This window comes from Gordonia gummivorans (assembly GCF_022513585.1).
Taxonomy (GTDB): Bacteria; Actinomycetota; Actinomycetes; order Mycobacteriales; family Mycobacteriaceae; genus Gordonia.
Map to the genome: position 1 here is coordinate 1 of NZ_JAKWBF010000006.1, position 16,896 is coordinate 16,896.

Here is a 16,896-nt window from a genome sequence, read left to right on the forward strand (position 1 = left end):
TGCGGGTCCTCGGGATTGATGAGACCCGCCGCGGCAAGCCCCGCTGGACGCGTGACAAAGACGGCAGACGCTGGGTGCGGGTCGATCCGTGGGACACCGGATTCGTCGACCTCAGCGGCGATCAGGGCCTGCTCGGGCAGGTCGAAGGCCGCACGGGTGCGGCGGTCACCCGGTGGCTCACCACGCAGACCACGAAGTTCCGTAACGAGATCACCCATGTGGTGATCGATCCGTCGGCAGCGTATGCCGCTGCGGTCACCGCCGAGTTGTTACCCAACGCACAGGTGGTGGTCGATCACTTCCACCTCGTCAAGCTCGCCAACGACGCCCTTACCGCGGTGCGGCGGCGGGTCACCTTCGACACCCACGGCCGCCGGGGGCGAAAACAGGACCCGGAATGGGCGAATCGTCGACGGTTACTCTCGGCGCGAGAACACCTGTCGGACAGGTCATTTGCCAAGATGTGGAACGCATTGATCGATCACGATCCGTCCGCGCAGATCCTCACCGCCTACATCGCGAAAGAGGAACTACGCCAGCTACTTTCCGCCGCGCGTCAGGGTGTGGACAACAGTGAGATCCGTCGCCGGCTCTACCGCTTCTACACTTGGTGCGCGCAGGCCGACATCCCAGAAGTCTCCCGGCTGGCGACCACGATCGAGGCGTGGTGGCCGGCGATCCTGGCGTTCGTGCAGACCGGGCTGACAAACGCCCGCACCGAGGGCTACAACCGACTGGTGAAACAGGTCAAACGCGTTGCTTGCGGATTCCGCAACACCGAGAACTCACGCCGCCGGATACGATTCCACTGCACCCGCGCCCAGCGGGCCAACAACCAGCAATTCCACTGCTGAGCAGTGCCCGCCTAACTTCGAAGAGCCGCCAAACACCACCTGGCCAACTAACCGAGGAACGTATGCAACCACTGCTCGTAATGTTTCGCCCCAGTTGCGGTGTACCTGCCGGCCAAGGTCTGCGATACGACACCCCTCAACGCGTCCGCGACAACTTTGGCGGGTTGGTACTGGAAAAGGGCCTGTTCCGCATCTATACCCGCGGTGAGGCAGATGTGGCTCGGGGTATCGTCGCTCAGTCAAATCGGTTGTTGGCGAGTCACATTGAGGTAATCGCGGGTGATTGGCTTGGACGCTTTTATGCTTGGGACACGCGCCCGCTGGATTCCGGGGCCGGTGTGAGCTTGCTCGATCCGACTGAGGGCGAGTTCGAAGTGTGTGATGAACTGCCGGATCTGTTCGACAAGGTACTACCGGAGATGGGGCATGAGGTGCTCGAGGTGGAGCTATTCAACGAGTGGCGAGTGAATGCGGTGACGCCGAATTGGATGAGTTGCGCGTCGATGGTGGTGCCATTCGAGTTGGGTGGAGAGTTGGTCGTGAGCAATTTGGAACTCGCGGACCTGAGTGTGCATTGGGGAGTGGCGTCGCAGATTTCTCAGCAGCTTCGACGAGTGGAGCCGGGTGAGTCGGTGCACTTCTCGATCGATGAAGCTGAAAGCTGAGCTGCGGGCGACGAAGAAATCGGCCTCAGCTCGTAAATGCCACCAGTAAGCAGACTCGCTCTTCTCAATCGACGCTGACGGTCAGAATCTCTTGAGGTCTTTGGCTAGTTCCTTGAGAGATGGGATCTACTCACCTTCTTTGGACTACGACCACCGCAGACGGTGGCACTGCACGACCAGCTGTTCCTGGTAACTCCGACCGAGGCTGTGGAGCGCCGCGTCGAAGGTGTCGGTATCGCCGATACTGTTGATGCATGCGCGAGGAAGATGTTGCGATCGGACGATTCTGGCGGTGGTGGGCCGACGCTGGGCGTCGGGCCGTCGTGGCCGGGTTGGTTGCACGGGACGGGGAAGCACTGGCTGCGACCGTGAGCGCGGCCGTCGAGGCCATCGATCCCGCTCTGGCATGGGAGTTCGGCACCGACGGGACCTGCCAGCACCAGTTCGTCGTCAGCGGTGGCGGCGACCCGCGATTGCGGGCCGTCACCCAGCGCTGGGCGGATGCGAGTCCCGCCGACGACCAATTCGTATATGCGCCGGCGCGGCTCCCCGAAGCCGACATCGAGAACATTCGCGCGCAGTTCGGTGGCCTCGCGGTCGATGTCGCCGACACGCGCTTCCAGTTGTTCGTCGACGAGGAGCACTGGTGGGTGAGTGTCGGGGTCTTTCACCCGGTGTTCGCGAAGCTGCCCGACGAGGAGGCGACGCAGATCGCCTTCCTCGTGCTGGATTGGGTGCTCGGCGAGGATTGGGTCGGTCAGTGGATCGGGCCGATCGGCGTGCTGACCAGCCCGACGAACGATCTCGTCGATGTGGCGGATCTCCGGGCGGTGGTCACGGCGTTGGCTGTGCGAGCCCCGACAGACGAGTGGGCCATGCTGTCTGCCGAGACGCCGGACGGCCCGGTCCTGGTGTCGGTGCGTCGCCCGCTGCAATGGTTGTCCGCGCCCTTGGCGACGCAGGCGGTCGTGGTGCGCAGGGAGTTTCGGGCACGAGCGGACGGGCTCCCCGTGGACGGCGAGCACGAGCGGTTGACCGCCGACGAGGAGACACTGGGCGATTCGCTGCAAGGCGACGTCGAGCTGGTTGCGACGATGACGCAGGGCGGTGCCCGGACCCTGTTCCTGTACTCGCCACCTGGCGCAGGCCTCGATGCTGTTGCACAGTGGTGCCGCACGGTCGGCGCACAGTTCGATGTGCTCGAGGACCCAGGGTGGTCTGCCGTCGCAGATTTTCGTTAGCGGTATCTCTCAGAGGAGTTGGTAGTGGGCGCATGGGGATCGGGGATCTTCGACAACGACGACGCGGCCGACTGGGTCGTCGAGTTCGACGAGGCCGACCCGGATGAACGGTTGTCGGTGGTGCAGGCCGCGTTCGATGCGGTGACCGACGCCGACGACCCGGACGAACTGGAGATCGACGTCTGCTCGGCGGCATTGGCGGCGGTGGCGACCGTTGCAGCACTGATGCCGGGCGGGCCCGAGCCGGACGAGTCGTACGGACCGCAGACACTCGACGAGGCGCCGTTCGAGGTCTCTGACTCGCTGCGATCGCGAGCGGTGACCGTCGCCGAGCGGGTGCTCGACGAGGCCACCGAATGGTCGGAACTCTGGATCGAGGCCGACCGATGGGACGAGGCCAAGGAGCCTGTGAGGCAACTCGTTTCGTTCCTGCGCAGGTCAGAGTAGAACGTCGGCGGCAAAATGTGACCCTTCTCACTCGCGGGCGTGATTTGGGGCCGAAACACCGCATATGTCCTGGTCGTTCGGCGGACCCCGTCGATTTGTCTCTTGGTCACGATCCGGTAGCGTGCATCGCGTGCAAGGTGGTGGGGGAGCGCGTCGTCGCTGGCTGTTCGTGGTGGGGACCGTAATGGTTCTTGCCTTGATCACGTCATGTTCGTCGCGATTGGACAAAGACGACGACCAGGCCGAACGGCAAGTCCCGTCGATGCAGTTGAAGGAATGATCGCAGCTACACAGCGGCCCGTACGGCATCCCGGAACGGGCACTCCGCTCCTACGCGTACGCCGCGGCGGCCATGGACAAGGCGCTCCCAGCCTGCGGAATCGGCTGGTCGACGCTCGCCGCGATCGGCGATGTGTCGAGTTCCAATGCGACCGCAGACGGCGCCGTCGTCGAATCCGATGGGGTTGCGCGGCCCTACCTGCGCGGTCTGGACCAGGCGAATCCGGCTGGTGCCAAACCGATTCCGGACACCGACGCCGGTCGCTTCGACGGCAGTGAGGTCGTCGACCGGACCATGGGCCCGATGCAGATGATGCCCAGCCGGTGGGAGCAGTTCGCCACCGACGCCGACGATGACGGCAAGGCCGACCCCGACAACATGGACGACGCGACGCTCTCGGCGGCCCGCCTGCTCTGTGCTGCCGGCGGCGACCTCCGACAGCCCGACGGCTGGGCTCGTGCGGTGGGGCAGTTCAACTCGACGCCAGGCTTTGTCGAGCGTGTCCATGAGCGCGCAGCGGTCTTCGGCCGATGAGCCGACGGCAGGTCGCGGGTGTGGTCAATCCGAATGGGGGAGTCTGACGTGAAACCGTCGCGAGTCATCAACTCTCGGCCGGCGCTGGCCGTGATCGCGCTGGGCGTGGTCTCCGTGACCGTGCTGAGCGCCTGCTCGTCCAGCAGCAGCGGTGCCACCAAGGAACAGCCGGTCAATCTCAATGCGCAGCCGCAGCTCTCGGTTCCCAACGTGAACCCGGTCGGCATGATCGTGCCGCCTGCGCCCGCCGTGCCGGAACTTCCGCGACCGGCCCCGAACGGCACCCCGACCACGCCGCAAGCGCCGGTCATCATCAACCCCAACGTGCCTAATGCACCGCAAGGCCCCGACCTGTATCCGACACCGAATCCGAATCGCGTTGGGCAGCAGCGTGGCGCGGGCCAGCCGGTCACCAAGAACGGCATCACCAACGCCTTCGTCGCCAAGCTGACGGGCGCGCAGTCGGTGGACCACACCGACACCAAGTGGGGCGTTGCCGGTGCCGGCAACGCGGTGATGTGGGACAACGGTCAGGGCCAGGTCATCACGGTGTTCGGCGACACCTTCGGGCGCCCGCGTCCGCAGGGTGAGCGCAGCGATCAGCCGCCGTACGTGAGCGGCGCGGGCCTGAACGTCCCGATCATGCCGGCCCAGATCCCGTTCCCCGCACTGCCTTACGTGAATCTGCGGCAAGGTGGCAAGCAGGGCTCCGGGTTTGCCGGTGACACCGGGACCAAGGCGCCCACCGGTTTCGACTGGCGCGTCAACACATTGGCGTACAGCAACACCACCAATCTGCGGCAGTTCTCCTACAGCGACTTCCTCACTGGCCAGGCCGGCCGGGCGCGTGAGGTGATCCCGGCCCGCCGGATCAACGGCAGCGAGATCACCACTCTCCCGACGTCGGGCATCTCCGTCGGCGGGCGCCAGTACCTCTCGTATGCGTCTGTGCGCCAGTATGGTCCGGCTCCCGGGTCGTGGACGTCGAACTACTCGGGCATCGCCGTGTCCGACGACAACGGCGTGACCTGGCGCAAGTCGGGCAGCGCGTTCTGGACTAACGCCGGACCCGCCCGCAACTTCCAGATGCCCGCACTTACTAAGCGCGGCAACATGGTCTACATGTTCGGCACCGAGCAGGGCCGTGTCGGCGGTGTGTACGTGGCGCGTGTTCCGGCCAACCAGATCCTCAACAAGGCGGCCTACCAGTACTGGATGGGCACCTACTGGGGACGTGGCCTCACCGCCGAGCCGCGGCCGGTGGCCTCCGGTGGCGTCGGCGAGGTGTCGGTGCAGTGGAGTCCGTCCCTGCGACGCTGGCTGATGCTGTCGACCGACGTCTTCAGCAACGGAATCGTATTGCGCCAGGCGGCAAATCCGCAGGGGCCGTGGACGGCGCCGCGAGTGGTGGCGTCGGCGACTAACTACCCGTCGATCTACGGTGCGAGCATTCACCCGTGGTCGAAGGGCAACGACCTGTACTTCACGATGTCGCAGTGGACGAGCTACAACGTCTACCTGATGCACGCCACGGTCACCCGCGCCGGCATTCCGGCACCGCGGCCGTGGGTTCCGGAGATCCCGCTGCCCGGTGGTGGTCGAATCCCGATGGGGCCCGCACCCGACCTGGGACCGCTGCCGACCCTGCAGCTCCCCAAGTCGCTGCAAGGGCCGCAAGGGAGCCCGAACGCACCTCGCGGACCGGGTGGCTGAGTTCGTCGGGGCTCGCCGGGGCGATTCCGCCGTGAGCCCAGCTCCGCTTCGTGAGCCCACCTCCGCTCCCTGAGGTGCGAGCGAAGCGAGCCTCGAAGGGTTCGTGAGACAGAGCAATTGGGTTAATAACCAGCGACGGCGACCGGGCCGTCGAGGCGCTGCGACGTCGATCAGTATGATTTTATGTCCGGAATCCGAACCTAAAATCATACTGATCCGAGTGCCCCCTTCGACGCTGTCTGGAACGGTCCGCCTCACGCGTATCCGAGGGCATAATGCCCTCGGAGGCACGTCGCGGCGACCGTTTTGGTTGCCATCCCGAGGGGGCTTGTTGAGGTGGCGTCGCCAGGTCTTCGAGGCTCGTCGCTTGCGCTCCTCGCACCTCAGGCAGCGGTGGGTAGTCGCTTGCGCTCCTCGCACCTCAGCTGAGAAGCGGAGGGGCCGACCTTAGACAGCAGTGAGAGCTCAGGCGAGGAACGGGTCCTCGCGTCGGACCGGGGCGTCGGCGAATTCGTCGGCCATGCTGGCGGCGAGTTCGACGAAGGCGCGCCGGGCGGGTTTGCTCATCAGTTCCAGGTCGACGTCGGCGCCCTCGGAGAGATGGTCGTCGAACGGAATCTGCTGCACTGCACGACATCTGGTGAGGAAGTGCTGGGCGAGCTGGTTGGTGTCGATGGTCGATGCGCCGGGTCGGGACGAGCTGAGTACCACCACAGCCCGCGATACGAGGTGCCCGTAGCCGTGGGCCTCGAGCCAGTCGAGGGTCGCGCCGGCGCTGCGCGCACCGTCGAGCGCGGGTGAGCTCACCAGGATGAGGGCGTTCGCCAGGTCGAGAACCCCGTTCATCGCCGAATGACTCAGTCCCGTACCGCAATCGGTGATGATGATGTTGTAGAACCGCTGCAAGATGGTCACCACGCCGCGGTACTCGTCCTCGTTGAACGCCTCGGCCATCGCCGGATCGCGTTCGGAAGCAAGGACTTCCAATCGGCTCGGCGCTTGCGAGGTGTGCGCGCGGACGTCCGAGTATCGGTAGACGTTGTCGTCGGCGAGCAGGTCGCGCACGGTGGAGCGGGTCTGCTGCGGGATGCGCTGTGCGAGCGTGCCCAGGTCGGGGTTGGCGTCGACGGCGATCACCCGGTCGCCGCGCAACGACGCGAAGGTCGACCCGAGCCCGACGGTGGTGGTGGTCTTCCCGACGCCACCCTTGAGCGACAGCACCGCTATGCGGTAGTCGCCGCGAACGGGTCGTCGGACCCGTTCGAGAAGCTGCTGGTACTCGATATCGCCCTGCGACTCACCGGGATTGATCGTGCCCGCCGAAAGAGTATGGACGGCTCGGCGCCAGCCACGGCTTGGGGCCCGACGCGCCTTCCGCAGCAGCGCCACGTCATCGAGCGCAGGTCCGGCCGGACCAGGCTGTCCGGGGAACTGTTGTCCCGGGAACTGTTGGGGCGGATAGCCTGCCGGCGGACCGTACTGGGGCCCATAGGGTGCGCCGGGTGCGGGGGGAGGTGGCGTCGGCGTGGGACCCGAACCCGCGGGTGGACCGTATGGTCCTGCCGGCGGACCCGGGTATGGCCCGGGCGGCGGTGGATCGAACACGGGGTGCTCGGGACGTCCCGGCGCGGGGTGATGCTCCGCGGCGTGCGTCGGTCCGGTGGTATGTCCTGTCGGTGTGCCCTCGGTGGGTCGCTGGCCATCTGCCGGGGGTTGGGGCGCGAACTGCAACCACGGCGGCGTGACCGGATGTCCCGCTGCGTCTGATTGTGTTGCCGGATCGTTGGCCGGTTGCTCAGCTGTCATTGTCGGCAGTCCCCCTGGTGGATCGTTCCCCCGACGCGGTGTCGGCGGCTGCAGGGCCTGTGGCGGCACCAGTGCCGTCGGCGTTCAGTCTCGTAAACGCCTGGTTGTTGACGGCACAGGCCGGAGTGTACCCAAAGCGAGGGCGGCCGGTCGGGCCGGTGGGACGCCGAACGAGCTGTGCACAAAGTGTGGGCGCAGTCACGGACCTGTGGCAGGATCTTTTCAAGCATTCGGTCAGTGCTGACCGGGTCGGCATCTCTGCAGGTCGGCCAGTGCGGGGGCATCGACCAAGAATCCATGGATCCGAAATCCCCGACGCTGCGTCTAAAGAATCAGAAGGGGGCGATCGTGACGACATTCAGCGAGTCCATCCACCGCGATTCGATCGGTGATCATGCAGCGGCTTCTGGTGGGGGTGAGGAACTCCCGCCGGCAGACCACGGGGCGTGGGCGGCATTGCATCAGCCGGCGCAGGCACGGTCGCGGTCGGGATCGCTGTCGGTGGTCACCACCTATCAGGGTCTGCCGCTGTCGGTGCGGATCGAACCGTCGATGCTCGACAAGGAGCCATCCGTGCTCGCCGGCGAGATCTTGCGTCTCTGTCGTCAGGCCGCGATGTCCGCAGGTGTGCGGCTGCGCGCCGATCTGCTGGCCGACGGGATGGCCGCCGAGCTCGTCGACGAGATGAAACTGCCGAAGGCCGACGACGTGGCACGTGCCGAGTACCAGGACGACTCCGACGCCGATGAGCCTGTCTCGTGGCTCCGGCGCGGATGACGGGGGTGTCGAGATGAGCTGGGCGATGGACGAACTCGAAGCCCGCGCGCAGGCGCAGTTGAACGGGCTGCACGAGTTCAGCGAGAAGCTGGGGTCGATTGCGGTGCGGGCGACGTCGCCCGACGATCTCGTGACGGCGGAGGTCGACGCGAACGGTGCGCTGACCGGACTCTGGTTGGCGTCGGGTGCCAACGAACTGGGTGCCACTCGGCTCGGCGAGCAGATCGTCGCCACCGCGGCCATGGCTGCGCAGCGCGCCTTCGCTCAGCGGGCGGCGGCCACCGACGAGTTCAACGAAGCCTTCGCCGACCTGCTGGCGTCACGGCCGGCGACCTGATTGCCGCTGTTCCACAACACGATCCATCCGACATCACTACTAAGGGGGTTGTCATGACCGATGTGCGCGTGACACCAGAGGTGCTCGAGGCGTTCACCGGGACCAATGTCGCGATGGCGACGGCGGTGGGTGCGGCCGGCTCCATCAACGCGGCGGCCAACACCGCGATCATGGTGCCGGTGTTCGGACTGATCGGCCAGGAGTTCCTGGCGGCTTTCATTGCCGCGCAGGTGAATCACCTCACGTCCGTGGGCGAATTGGCGGCGGTGCATGCGGCTACGGCGGCCTCTACCGCGGCCGGTCTCGCCACCTTCGAGACGACCGACGGCAACAACGCCGCAGTCATCAGGTCCGCCCTGTGACACCGGCCCACATGCCCCACACGCCGCAGCCGTGTCTGCCCGACGTGCCGGCGATGATGCACATGACCGTGCAGGACATGGTCGACGCGACGCCGCTCGGACCCATCCTCGACACACCCGTCGCCGACGTCCTTACCCGCCTCGGTCTGCCGCCGTTGCCGGTGCTGCCGCCGCTGCCGCCGATGCCCGGTCTCCCGCCGATGCCGACCATCGACCTCGACCTGCTGATCAAACCCATGACAGATCTGTTGGGCGGCTTCGGAACCGGTGATCTCTCGAAGGCAGGCTTCGACCCATCGGCCATCTTCCAGAGTTTGTCGAAGGTGCTCGAGACAACGATGACGATGAGCAAGGGCGCACTCGGCCTCGCCGACAAACTGTGGGCGGGCCAGTCGTCGCTGGGTGCCGGTGCCAAGACCGCGCAGGCGTCGACCAACAGTGCGGCACTCGCGACGCAGGGCACCGGAATGTCCTTCGACATCAACGCCGCCGCCGCGATCGTGGCCCACGGTCTGGCTGCGGTGCAGGCGATCATTGCCGCGACCGTCGCCAAGATTGCCGCCGTGGTGCCGATGATCGTGAGCCCCGCCTTCGCGGCCGGCATCGGACTTGCGGTGGGGTTCGCCAATCTCGGCCTCGGCGAGGCCACCGCCGCGGTGGCCGCCACCCGGGCGGCGCTGCTCGCACCGACCGGCAAGATGACCGTGAACGGCACCAAGGTGCCGGTGACCAACGCGCCCAAGCCGGCTGCCGGTCCGTCGCCGTTCGCGATCGCCAGTTCGGTGCTCGACGTCGTCTCCCCGGCGCTGTCGACGGCAGTCGAATTGCCCTCGGCCCTGGCGAAACCCGTCGGCAAGATGATCACCACCATCAACCAGCCGGACCGCAACCAGAACAACAATCGTGAACAGCCAAAGAAGGACAAGCCCGCTCCGGGCGGCCCGATGCCGCATCCGGTGGGCAAGGGCGGGGCGCGAGTCACTGGTGCGGCGCTCGGTGGCCTCGGCATGGTGCCGGCGCTGAACAATGCCCGGACCACGGTCCCGACCACTCCGGCAGCGGTCGAAACCCCCGGCGCCAACGTCGCGGCCACCCCGGTGCGAGGTCCGGGCTCGACGCAGGCGATGCCAATGGGTGCTGCCCCGCTGGGCGCGGGTGCCGCCGGGATGGGGCGCACGGCAGGCGCATCCGCCGATCAGCACGCGATCGCCGACTATCTGGTCTCGGAGATCAACGGACAGCGGATCGTCGGCGACGACCTCGAGGTGGTGCCCGCGGTGCTCGGCCACGACGAGACACCCGAACCAGATCCTGCACCCGACATCGAACTCCGGCTGGGACCACCCAGCGCGGATACAACACGGAAGTGAGACACCCATGACCGACTCACAACTTCGCGTAGATCCATCCGAACTACTCGTCGCCGCTGCGGATCTCGACCGCATCGCCGAACGGTTGGAGCATTCGGTGACCTCGGCCGGACACACCTTGCAGGTCGCGCCCCAGGGGCGTGACGAGGTGTCGATCGCCGCTGCCGACAGCTTCTCCACCGTCGCCGAGACATTCGGGGCCGACGCTGCGTCGGGCGTCCACGAGTTGCGCAAGATCGCCGCGGTGCTGAGAGCGCAGGCCGCGGGGTTCACGCAGGGCGACGATGACGCTGCCAGCATGTTCCGGGTTCCACCACTCGCGCCGCACTGAGGAGCGCGCCCTGTCGTTCCCTGAGGTGCGAGCGGAGCGAGCTTATACCGCTCCCTGAGGTGCGAGCGTAGCGAGCCTCGAAGGGCTTCCGAAAGCAAAGTCATTCAACCGATTTCATGTCCAGAGAGGAGGAGCAGTGACCGGATTCACCGGCGTCGACTGGGACGCTCGAAACAGCGAACAACTCGCCTCCGATCTGGGTGACGGACCAGGGCCGGGGCCACTGGCAGAGGCCGGCCTCGCCTGGGCGAGGTTGTCGGCAGATCTGGGCGAAGCGGGCGCCGAGTACGCGGCCGTGCTCGCGAGGTTGGGTGTGCATTGGCAGTCGGCGCAGTCGAGTGCGGCCTTCGAGCGATTGACCCGACTCGCGCCGTGGTTCGCCGACACTGCAGTCGAGGCCGGATACAACGCGGCCCGCGCCCATGCGCAGGCAGCCGCGATCACGGTTGCCCGGCTGAACATGCCGGCCATCGCCGAGATCGGGCTCGTTCAACAGATGCACGAGATATCCAGGGCAGCAAACAGTGTGGTTCCGTTGATCGCCGGTGCTGCCGCGCAGATCGAGCGCGCCGCCCACGATCAACACATGCGGGCCTCGCGGGTGATGCAGGCCTACGAGGTGGCCACCGAACCCGTCGCCAAGCCCTGGAACTCGGCGTCACCGGCACCCGACCTGGTCTCCGCCGCGCCACTGGATGCCGAGCATGCCGCGCAGCGGGTAACCACCAACGCCGCGGTCCAGACTCCACCATCACCTGTTGCGTCACCGGGAGCACCGTCCGTGCTGCCCGCGGGATTTGTTGCACTGCAACAGGAGAAGCTCGCCTACATCCCGACAACTCTGGCCCAACCGCAGTCTCCGGTTCCCGGCGTGGCACGTGACTTGTCGGCACCGCAAGTCTCGCAACCCCATCCGACATCCGCAGCGCCGCCGATGGCACCGTCGCCGGTCACGGCCGCGGCCGGCGATCGTACGGTGGTCCGCGTCGTGGACTCCGGGATTCCCGGATCCAGCGAATCGGGCGTTGTTGCAACGGAATCGGAGAATCCAACCACCTGGGCCGACATCGCGGTCGCCGACCACGCCGTCGCACAGCACGTCGTCAAACCTGGATCGGTCGATCCCCGGTACACCGCCGAGACCCTGTTGCTCGGTCCGGACGGAGGGCGCCGACCATGACGACAACCGACATGACGGCAATCGCGCTCGATGTCGCGGTGCTGCGCCGCCTCGGCGAACGACACGGCGTGCAGACCTGGCCCGTGGTACTCGATGTCGACGGCGTCCTCGAACCCGAGCCGGCGAGAATGTCGCCGGCCGATCTCGACGCGCGGATCGTCGACCTCGGCCTCTGGGCGGACGACGAGCCGGTGGCCTGGCTCGGCGCAGCGATGCGGGTACTCTCCACGCCGGATCGGACCATCGAAGTCCGGACCTTCACCGACGACGGTGTCCGGCGCATGTGCCTTGCGCGGGCCGGTAACCATCACGCACTGGCCGTTCGTGACGGCACCGATGTCCACCTTCGTCTCGTCGACCTCCACGAGGCCGATGCGCTCGGGCCGCTGTTTCAGCGAGAACTCGGCGAATGCGCTCCGTGTTCCTTTGGCGCACTGAGTCATCCGACCGACGATTTCACCGATCGCTTGGGCTCATGCCGAACGGGCCTCGAGATGACTGATGCATTGCACGCCCTCGGCGCCTCGCCGACCGACGCCATGATGATCTCGGCTGCGTTAGCGTCGTGCCGAGCCCGTACCGAGATCGTCGCGATCGCGCACGACGCTGGTGTGCTCACCCAATCTTCTGGAGCGGTAGCGGTTTTCGACACCGGCAAGGGTCGAATCGTATCCAGCCCCAGTAAGTCCCTGGACGGACGTCTGTGGACCACGCTGTCGCCGGGTACGGGGCATCGGATCACGCAAGCGATTGGCCTGCTGATCGAGACCCTGCCCGACAGTCGTTGGTTCCCATGATGATTCAGGTCGGGGAACGGTCAGGGGTGTCCGCTACGTGGGCGCCAACGGGGGCATCGCCGAACGATGCCGAAACACAGGAGGAAAACTCATGCTGAATCTTCCCGGAATCGGATCGGCGGGCCCGGGGGTCGCCCTCAACGTGGCCGACGCGCAGGCAACCGCGCAGTCGGTCGCGAGCATCGTCGACGACATGAAGGAAACCATCGGCGTCATGGCCCGGCACGCGGGCAACGCCACGCCCACCTGGCAGGGCCGGGCGGGGGTGGCCTTCGACGGTACGCACACCGACTGGAACCGCGCGGCGATCACGCTCAACAACCTGCTCGACCAGATCCGCACCCAGCTGAGCCAGGGCTTCGCCGGCTACGAAGACCAGGACGCGTCGGCGGCCAACGGTCTCGCCGGCGGCCCGGTCTCGGTCTGACACTTCCCATTCCGACACGAAAGGAACTCCCATGTCCGGACAGATCAACTATGACTTCGCCTCGCTCGGCGACCTCAGCAGCGGCCTGCTCGCCGCCTTCAACCGTCTCGAGGACCTCAACGGTCAGCTGAAGACCCAGGTGGCTGCGCTGCACGGCAACTGGAACTCGGCGGACGCCAAGCAGGCCTACACCGAGGCGCAACAGAACTTCGACCGCATCTTCACCACGTCGCGTGACCAGCTGATGGCGTTGAAGACGGGTGTGTCGAATGCGAGTCGCGTGATGTCGGAAACCGACTCGAGCATCGGGCAGGGCTTCCGCGGCCTGGTCTGAGCTCCACCCGATCGCCCGTTTCGGCCCACCTGGCAATCCCGGGTGGGCCGTAACGGGACACGCTCGACGCTGATTCCCGCGCGGCGCCGGTGATCGTTCGGTTAGCGTAAATGAACGCTGCATCCGCTCTGACTCACGGGAGGATCGTTCATGGCCAATCCGTTGACGCGCATCAAATCGGTCGAGCAGTCGATGGCCGACACCGACGAGCCGGAACACAAACTCCGGAAAAACCTCAGTGCGTGGAACCTGATCGTTTTCGGCGTATCGGTGGTGATCGGCGCCGGAATCTTCACCCTCACCGTCCAGACGGCCGCCGACAAGGCCGGTCCGGCGATCTCGGTCTCCTTCATCATCGCCGCGATCACCTGTGCGTTCGCCGCGCTGTGCTACGCCGAATTCGCGTCGACGGTGCCGGTGGCCGGGTCCGCGTACACCTTCGGCTACGCGACGCTCGGCGAGTTCGTCGCCTGGATCCTCGGCTGGGACCTGATTCTCGAGTTCGCGGTCGGCGCTGCGGTGGTGGCCAAGGGCTGGTCGCAGTATGTGGTCAACGCCTTCACCACCAACAGCACCGCGTCGTCGGCCTCCTTCGACATCGGGTCGGTGACGGTCGACTGGGGCGCGATCCTGATCATCGCCGTTGTCACGACCCTGCTCGTGATCGGAACACGGCTCTCGTCGGTGGTGAGTGCCGTGATCACGGCCATCAAGGTCGGCGTGGTCCTCCTCGTCATCGTCGTCGGCTTCTTCCACATCAAGGCCGACAACTTCACGCCGTTCGTGCCGCCGGCCGAGTCCGGCGAGGGAACCCACAAGTCGGTCGATTCGACCCTGTTCTCCCTGATCAGTGGCGGCGGAGACTCCTCCTACGGCTGGTACGGCGTCCTCGCGGCGGCGTCGCTGGTGTTCTTCGCCTTCATCGGGTTCGACGTCGTTGCGACAACTGCAGAAGAAACACGCAACCCGCGCAAGGATGTGCCGCGCGGCATCCTCGGCTCGCTCGCCATCGTCACCGCCCTCTACGTGCTCGTGACGATCGTGGTGACCGGCATGGTCAGCTACAAGGAATTGGCCGGCAAGGATGCCGACCTCGCCGACGTGTTCCAGGTCGAGGGCATCACGTGGGCGGAGAAGGTCACAGCCTTCGGTGCGCTGGCAGGTCTGACGACCGTCGTGATGGTGCTGATGCTCGGACAGTCCCGGGTGCTGTTCGCGATGTGCCGCGACGGGCTGCTGCCGCGTGCGATGTCGAAGACCCATCCGCGGTTCGGCACCCCAGCTCGTCTGACGATCCTCATCGGCGTCGTATGTGCCCTGGTTGCCGGGTTCCTGCCGATCGACAAGCTGCACGAGATGGTCAACGTCGGAACGTTGTTCGCGTTCATCGTGGTCGCCATCGGCGTGATGGTCCTGCGGCGCACTCGCCCCGATCTCGAGCGGGGATTCCGCGTGCCCGGTGGCCCGGTGATCCCGGTGCTCGCGGTGATCGCCTGCATCTGGCTGATGCTGAACCTGTCGGCGCTGACCTGGATTCGGTTCCTGGTCTGGATGGTCCTCGGCGTCGCCGTGTACTTCCTGTACAGCCAACGACATTCGATGGTCGGCAAGCGTGAGCGCGGCGAGGTCCCACCCCTCGACGACGCGAAGGTGGCCCCCGAGGGTCGCGCCGAGCTCTGAGTCGGTCGTCGGTGGTGACACCTGCCACAGGTGTCGCCTGACGCCGTCCGATAGCCTCTAGTCGAACGCCTTTCGAGCTGCATCCGAGCAGCATTCCGACGCGAACGACAAGGGGAACACATGACGAGCTCCGCACTGCAGGCCGACACCCGAAACGGCATCGACTACAAGGTGGCCGACCTGTCACTCGCGGACTTCGGCCGCAAGGAGATCGAACTCGCCGAGCACGAGATGCCCGGCCTGATGTCGCTGCGCCGCGAGTACGCCGACGTCGCCCCGCTGAAGGGCGCCCGCATCTCGGGGTCGCTGCACATGACGGTCCAGACCGCGGTGCTGATCGAGACGCTCGTCGCGCTCGGCGCCGAGGTGCGCTGGGCGTCGTGCAACATCTTCTCCACCCAGGATCACGCCGCCGCGGCCGTCGTCATCGGGCCACACGGCACCCCCGACGAGCCCAAGGGCGTCCCGGTGTTCGCCTGGAAGGGTGAGACGCTCGAGGAATACTGGTGGGCGGCCGAGCAGATGCTTACCTGGCCCAACCCCGACGAGCCCGCCAACATGATCCTCGACGACGGTGGTGACGCGACCATGCTGGTCCTGCGTGGCGCCGAGTTCGAGAAGGCCGGGGTTGTTCCGCCCGCCGAGGACGATCATTCCGCCGAGTACAAGGTGTTCCTCGAGTTGCTCCGGACGGGCTTCGAGAACGACAAGTCCAAGTGGACGACCATCGCCGAGTCCGTCAAGGGTGTCACCGAGGAAACCACCACCGGCGTGCTGCGGCTCTACCAGTTTGCCGCCGCGGGTGATTTGTCGTTCCCGGCGATCAACGTCAACGACTCGGTCACCAAGAGCAAGTTCGACAACAAGTACGGCACCCGACACTCCCTGATCGATGGCATCAACCGCGGCACCGACGTGCTGATCGGCGGCAAGAAGGTTCTGATCTGTGGTTACGGCGACGTAGGCAAGGGTTGCGCGGAGTCGCTGGCCGGTCAGGGCGCGCGCGTGCAGGTCACCGAGATCGACCCGATCAACGCGCTGCAGGCCCTCATGGACGGCTTCGATGTCGTGACCGTCGAGCAGGCGATCGGCGACGCCGACATCGTCATCACCTCCACCGGCAACCTCGGCATCATCACCCTCGCGCACATGCGTCAGATGAAGTTCCAGGCCATCCTCGGCAACATCGGCCACTTCGACAACGAGATCGACATGGCCGGCCTCGAGGGGTCGGGCGCCAAGCGGATCAACATCAAGCCGCAGGTCGACCAGTGGATCTTCGAGGACGGCAAGTCAATCATCGTGCTCAGCGAGGGACGTCTGCTCAACCTGGGCAACGCGACCGGCCACCCGTCGTTCGTGATGAGCAACAGCTTCTCCAACCAGGTGATCGCGCAGATCGAACTGTGGACCAAGAACGACGAATACGACAACGAGGTCTACCGCCTGCCCAAGCATCTCGACGAGAAGGTCGCGCGCATCCACGTCGAAGCTCTCGGCGGCACGCTGACCAAGCTCACCAAGGAACAGGCCGAGTACATCAACGTCGACGTCGAAGGACCGTACAAGCCGGAGCACTACCGCTACTGATCTGCCTGGTCAGCGCTCCGACCTGGGGAAACACGATGGCGTCGTGCCCGCAAAATCTAGGGGAAGAACTTCTTCCCCGGGTTTCATAATCGTCCGCGAATTTTCTGGGGGAGGACACCGAGGGTAGGGGAGGAAGTTTCCTCCCCTACTTTTGTGGGCCGCGTGCTCCTG

18 protein-coding genes are annotated in these 16,896 nt (G+C 65.9%); 17 read left to right on the forward strand and 1 reads right to left on the reverse strand.

The window, feature by feature from the left end; genetic code table 11:
* The 6 genes from MKW15_RS06215 to MKW15_RS06240 all read left to right on the forward strand — a co-directional run.
* Positions 1-854 (forward strand): ISL3 family transposase (locus tag MKW15_RS06215; protein WP_240856720.1); only part of this gene is annotated, 854 nt, incomplete at its 5' end.
* Positions 855-916: 62 nt separating this feature from the next.
* Entirely contained in the window at positions 917-1,519 is a 603-nt protein-coding gene (locus tag MKW15_RS06220) for a hypothetical protein (RefSeq protein ID WP_240856721.1), read from the forward strand.
* Between the two features lie 254 nt (positions 1,520-1,773).
* Positions 1,774-2,760, forward strand: coding sequence for a DUF695 domain-containing protein (locus MKW15_RS06225; protein ID WP_240856722.1), 987 nt, complete (start codon positions 1,774-1,776; stop codon positions 2,758-2,760).
* Between the two features lie 24 nt (positions 2,761-2,784).
* Positions 2,785-3,207 carry a DUF4259 domain-containing protein gene (locus MKW15_RS06230; protein ID WP_240856723.1) on the forward strand — a complete coding sequence of 141 codons (423 nt, stop codon included), beginning with the start codon at positions 2,785-2,787 and terminating at the stop codon, positions 3,205-3,207.
* 352 nt (positions 3,208-3,559) lie between these two features.
* Positions 3,560-4,021 carry a lytic murein transglycosylase gene (locus MKW15_RS06235; protein ID WP_240856724.1) on the forward strand — a complete coding sequence of 154 codons (462 nt, stop codon included), beginning with the start codon at positions 3,560-3,562 and terminating at the stop codon, positions 4,019-4,021.
* A 48-nt stretch (positions 4,022-4,069) separates the two neighbouring features.
* Entirely contained in the window at positions 4,070-5,734 is a 1,665-nt protein-coding gene (locus MKW15_RS06240; RefSeq protein ID WP_240856725.1) for a DUF4185 domain-containing protein, read from the forward strand.
* A gap of 465 nt (positions 5,735-6,199) precedes the next feature.
* Here MKW15_RS06240 and MKW15_RS06245 read toward each other — a convergent pair whose 3' ends face one another.
* On the reverse strand, positions 6,200-7,540 hold the full coding sequence (locus tag MKW15_RS06245) for a MinD/ParA family ATP-binding protein (RefSeq protein WP_240856726.1): 1,341 nt from the start codon (positions 7,538-7,540) through the stop codon (positions 6,200-6,202).
* A 348-nt stretch (positions 7,541-7,888) separates the two neighbouring features.
* Between MKW15_RS06245 and MKW15_RS06250 the strand changes: the two genes are divergently transcribed.
* The 11 genes from MKW15_RS06250 to ahcY all read left to right on the forward strand — a co-directional run bounded on the left by MKW15_RS06250 (position 7,889) and on the right by ahcY (position 16,725).
* Positions 7,889-8,317, forward strand: coding sequence for a hypothetical protein (locus MKW15_RS06250; protein WP_240856727.1), 429 nt, complete (start codon positions 7,889-7,891; stop codon positions 8,315-8,317).
* Positions 8,318-8,330: 13 nt separating this feature from the next.
* Positions 8,331-8,654, forward strand: coding sequence for a YbaB/EbfC family nucleoid-associated protein (locus MKW15_RS06255; protein WP_240856728.1), 324 nt, complete (start codon positions 8,331-8,333; stop codon positions 8,652-8,654).
* Positions 8,655-8,707: 53 nt separating this feature from the next.
* Positions 8,708-9,016 carry a type VII secretion target gene (locus MKW15_RS06260; protein ID WP_240856729.1) on the forward strand — a complete coding sequence of 103 codons (309 nt, stop codon included), beginning with the start codon at positions 8,708-8,710 and terminating at the stop codon, positions 9,014-9,016.
* A gap of 11 nt (positions 9,017-9,027) precedes the next feature.
* Entirely contained in the window at positions 9,028-10,386 is a 1,359-nt protein-coding gene (locus MKW15_RS06265) for a hypothetical protein (protein ID WP_240856730.1), read from the forward strand.
* Between the two features lie 7 nt (positions 10,387-10,393).
* Complete coding sequence (locus tag MKW15_RS06270; RefSeq protein WP_240856731.1) at positions 10,394-10,717, forward strand: PE family protein; 324 nt, start codon at positions 10,394-10,396, stop codon at positions 10,715-10,717.
* 136 nt (positions 10,718-10,853) lie between these two features.
* Entirely contained in the window at positions 10,854-11,897 is a 1,044-nt protein-coding gene (locus tag MKW15_RS06275; protein ID WP_240856732.1) for a PPE domain-containing protein, read from the forward strand.
* A complete protein-coding gene (locus MKW15_RS06280; RefSeq protein ID WP_240856733.1) occupies positions 11,894-12,694 on the forward strand; it encodes an ESX secretion-associated protein EspG in 801 nt (266 codons plus the stop codon). Before MKW15_RS06275 ends, MKW15_RS06280 begins: the two co-directional genes overlap by 4 nt.
* Positions 12,695-12,785: 91 nt before the next feature.
* Complete coding sequence (locus tag MKW15_RS06285; RefSeq protein WP_240856734.1) at positions 12,786-13,121, forward strand: WXG100 family type VII secretion target; 336 nt, start codon at positions 12,786-12,788, stop codon at positions 13,119-13,121.
* A 31-nt stretch (positions 13,122-13,152) separates the two neighbouring features.
* Positions 13,153-13,455 carry a WXG100 family type VII secretion target gene (locus MKW15_RS06290; RefSeq protein ID WP_240856735.1) on the forward strand — a complete coding sequence of 101 codons (303 nt, stop codon included), beginning with the start codon at positions 13,153-13,155 and terminating at the stop codon, positions 13,453-13,455.
* 150 nt (positions 13,456-13,605) lie between these two features.
* The gene (locus MKW15_RS06295) at positions 13,606-15,135 is read left to right on the forward strand and encodes an amino acid permease (RefSeq protein WP_240856736.1); all 1,530 of its coding nucleotides are present in this window, start codon (positions 13,606-13,608) and stop codon (positions 15,133-15,135) included.
* Positions 15,136-15,255: 120 nt separating this feature from the next.
* Positions 15,256-16,725, forward strand: coding sequence for an adenosylhomocysteinase (ahcY, locus tag MKW15_RS06300; protein ID WP_240856737.1), 1,470 nt, complete (start codon positions 15,256-15,258; stop codon positions 16,723-16,725).
* The last annotated feature ends 171 nt before the right edge of the window (positions 16,726-16,896 follow it).

What these genes read in the sequence shown, in the direction of transcription:
- MKW15_RS06295 (WP_240856736.1), top strand. Translation starts at nt 13,606, where the DNA reads ATGGCCAATCCGTTGACGCGCATCAAATCGGTCGAGCAGTCGATGGCC.
- MKW15_RS06280 (WP_240856733.1), top strand. Translation starts at nt 11,894, where the DNA reads ATGACGACAACCGACATGACGGCAATCGCGCTCGATGTCGCGGTGCTG.
- MKW15_RS06260 (WP_240856729.1), top strand. Translation starts at nt 8,708, where the DNA reads ATGACCGATGTGCGCGTGACACCAGAGGTGCTCGAGGCGTTCACCGGG.
- MKW15_RS06290 (WP_240856735.1), top strand. Translation starts at nt 13,153, where the DNA reads ATGTCCGGACAGATCAACTATGACTTCGCCTCGCTCGGCGACCTCAGC.
- MKW15_RS06265 (WP_240856730.1), top strand. Translation starts at nt 9,028, where the DNA reads ATGCCCCACACGCCGCAGCCGTGTCTGCCCGACGTGCCGGCGATGATG.
- MKW15_RS06245 (WP_240856726.1), bottom strand. Translation starts at nt 7,540, where the DNA reads ATGACAGCTGAGCAACCGGCCAACGATCCGGCAACACAATCAGACGCA.
- MKW15_RS06225 (WP_240856722.1), top strand. Translation starts at nt 1,774, where the DNA reads ATGCGCGAGGAAGATGTTGCGATCGGACGATTCTGGCGGTGGTGGGCC.
- MKW15_RS06270 (WP_240856731.1), top strand. Translation starts at nt 10,394, where the DNA reads ATGACCGACTCACAACTTCGCGTAGATCCATCCGAACTACTCGTCGCC.
- MKW15_RS06285 (WP_240856734.1), top strand. Translation starts at nt 12,786, where the DNA reads ATGCTGAATCTTCCCGGAATCGGATCGGCGGGCCCGGGGGTCGCCCTC.
- MKW15_RS06220 (WP_240856721.1), top strand. Translation starts at nt 917, where the DNA reads ATGCAACCACTGCTCGTAATGTTTCGCCCCAGTTGCGGTGTACCTGCC.
- MKW15_RS06235 (WP_240856724.1), top strand. Translation starts at nt 3,560, where the DNA reads ATGGACAAGGCGCTCCCAGCCTGCGGAATCGGCTGGTCGACGCTCGCC.
- ahcY (WP_240856737.1), top strand. Translation starts at nt 15,256, where the DNA reads ATGACGAGCTCCGCACTGCAGGCCGACACCCGAAACGGCATCGACTAC.
- MKW15_RS06255 (WP_240856728.1), top strand. Translation starts at nt 8,331, where the DNA reads ATGAGCTGGGCGATGGACGAACTCGAAGCCCGCGCGCAGGCGCAGTTG.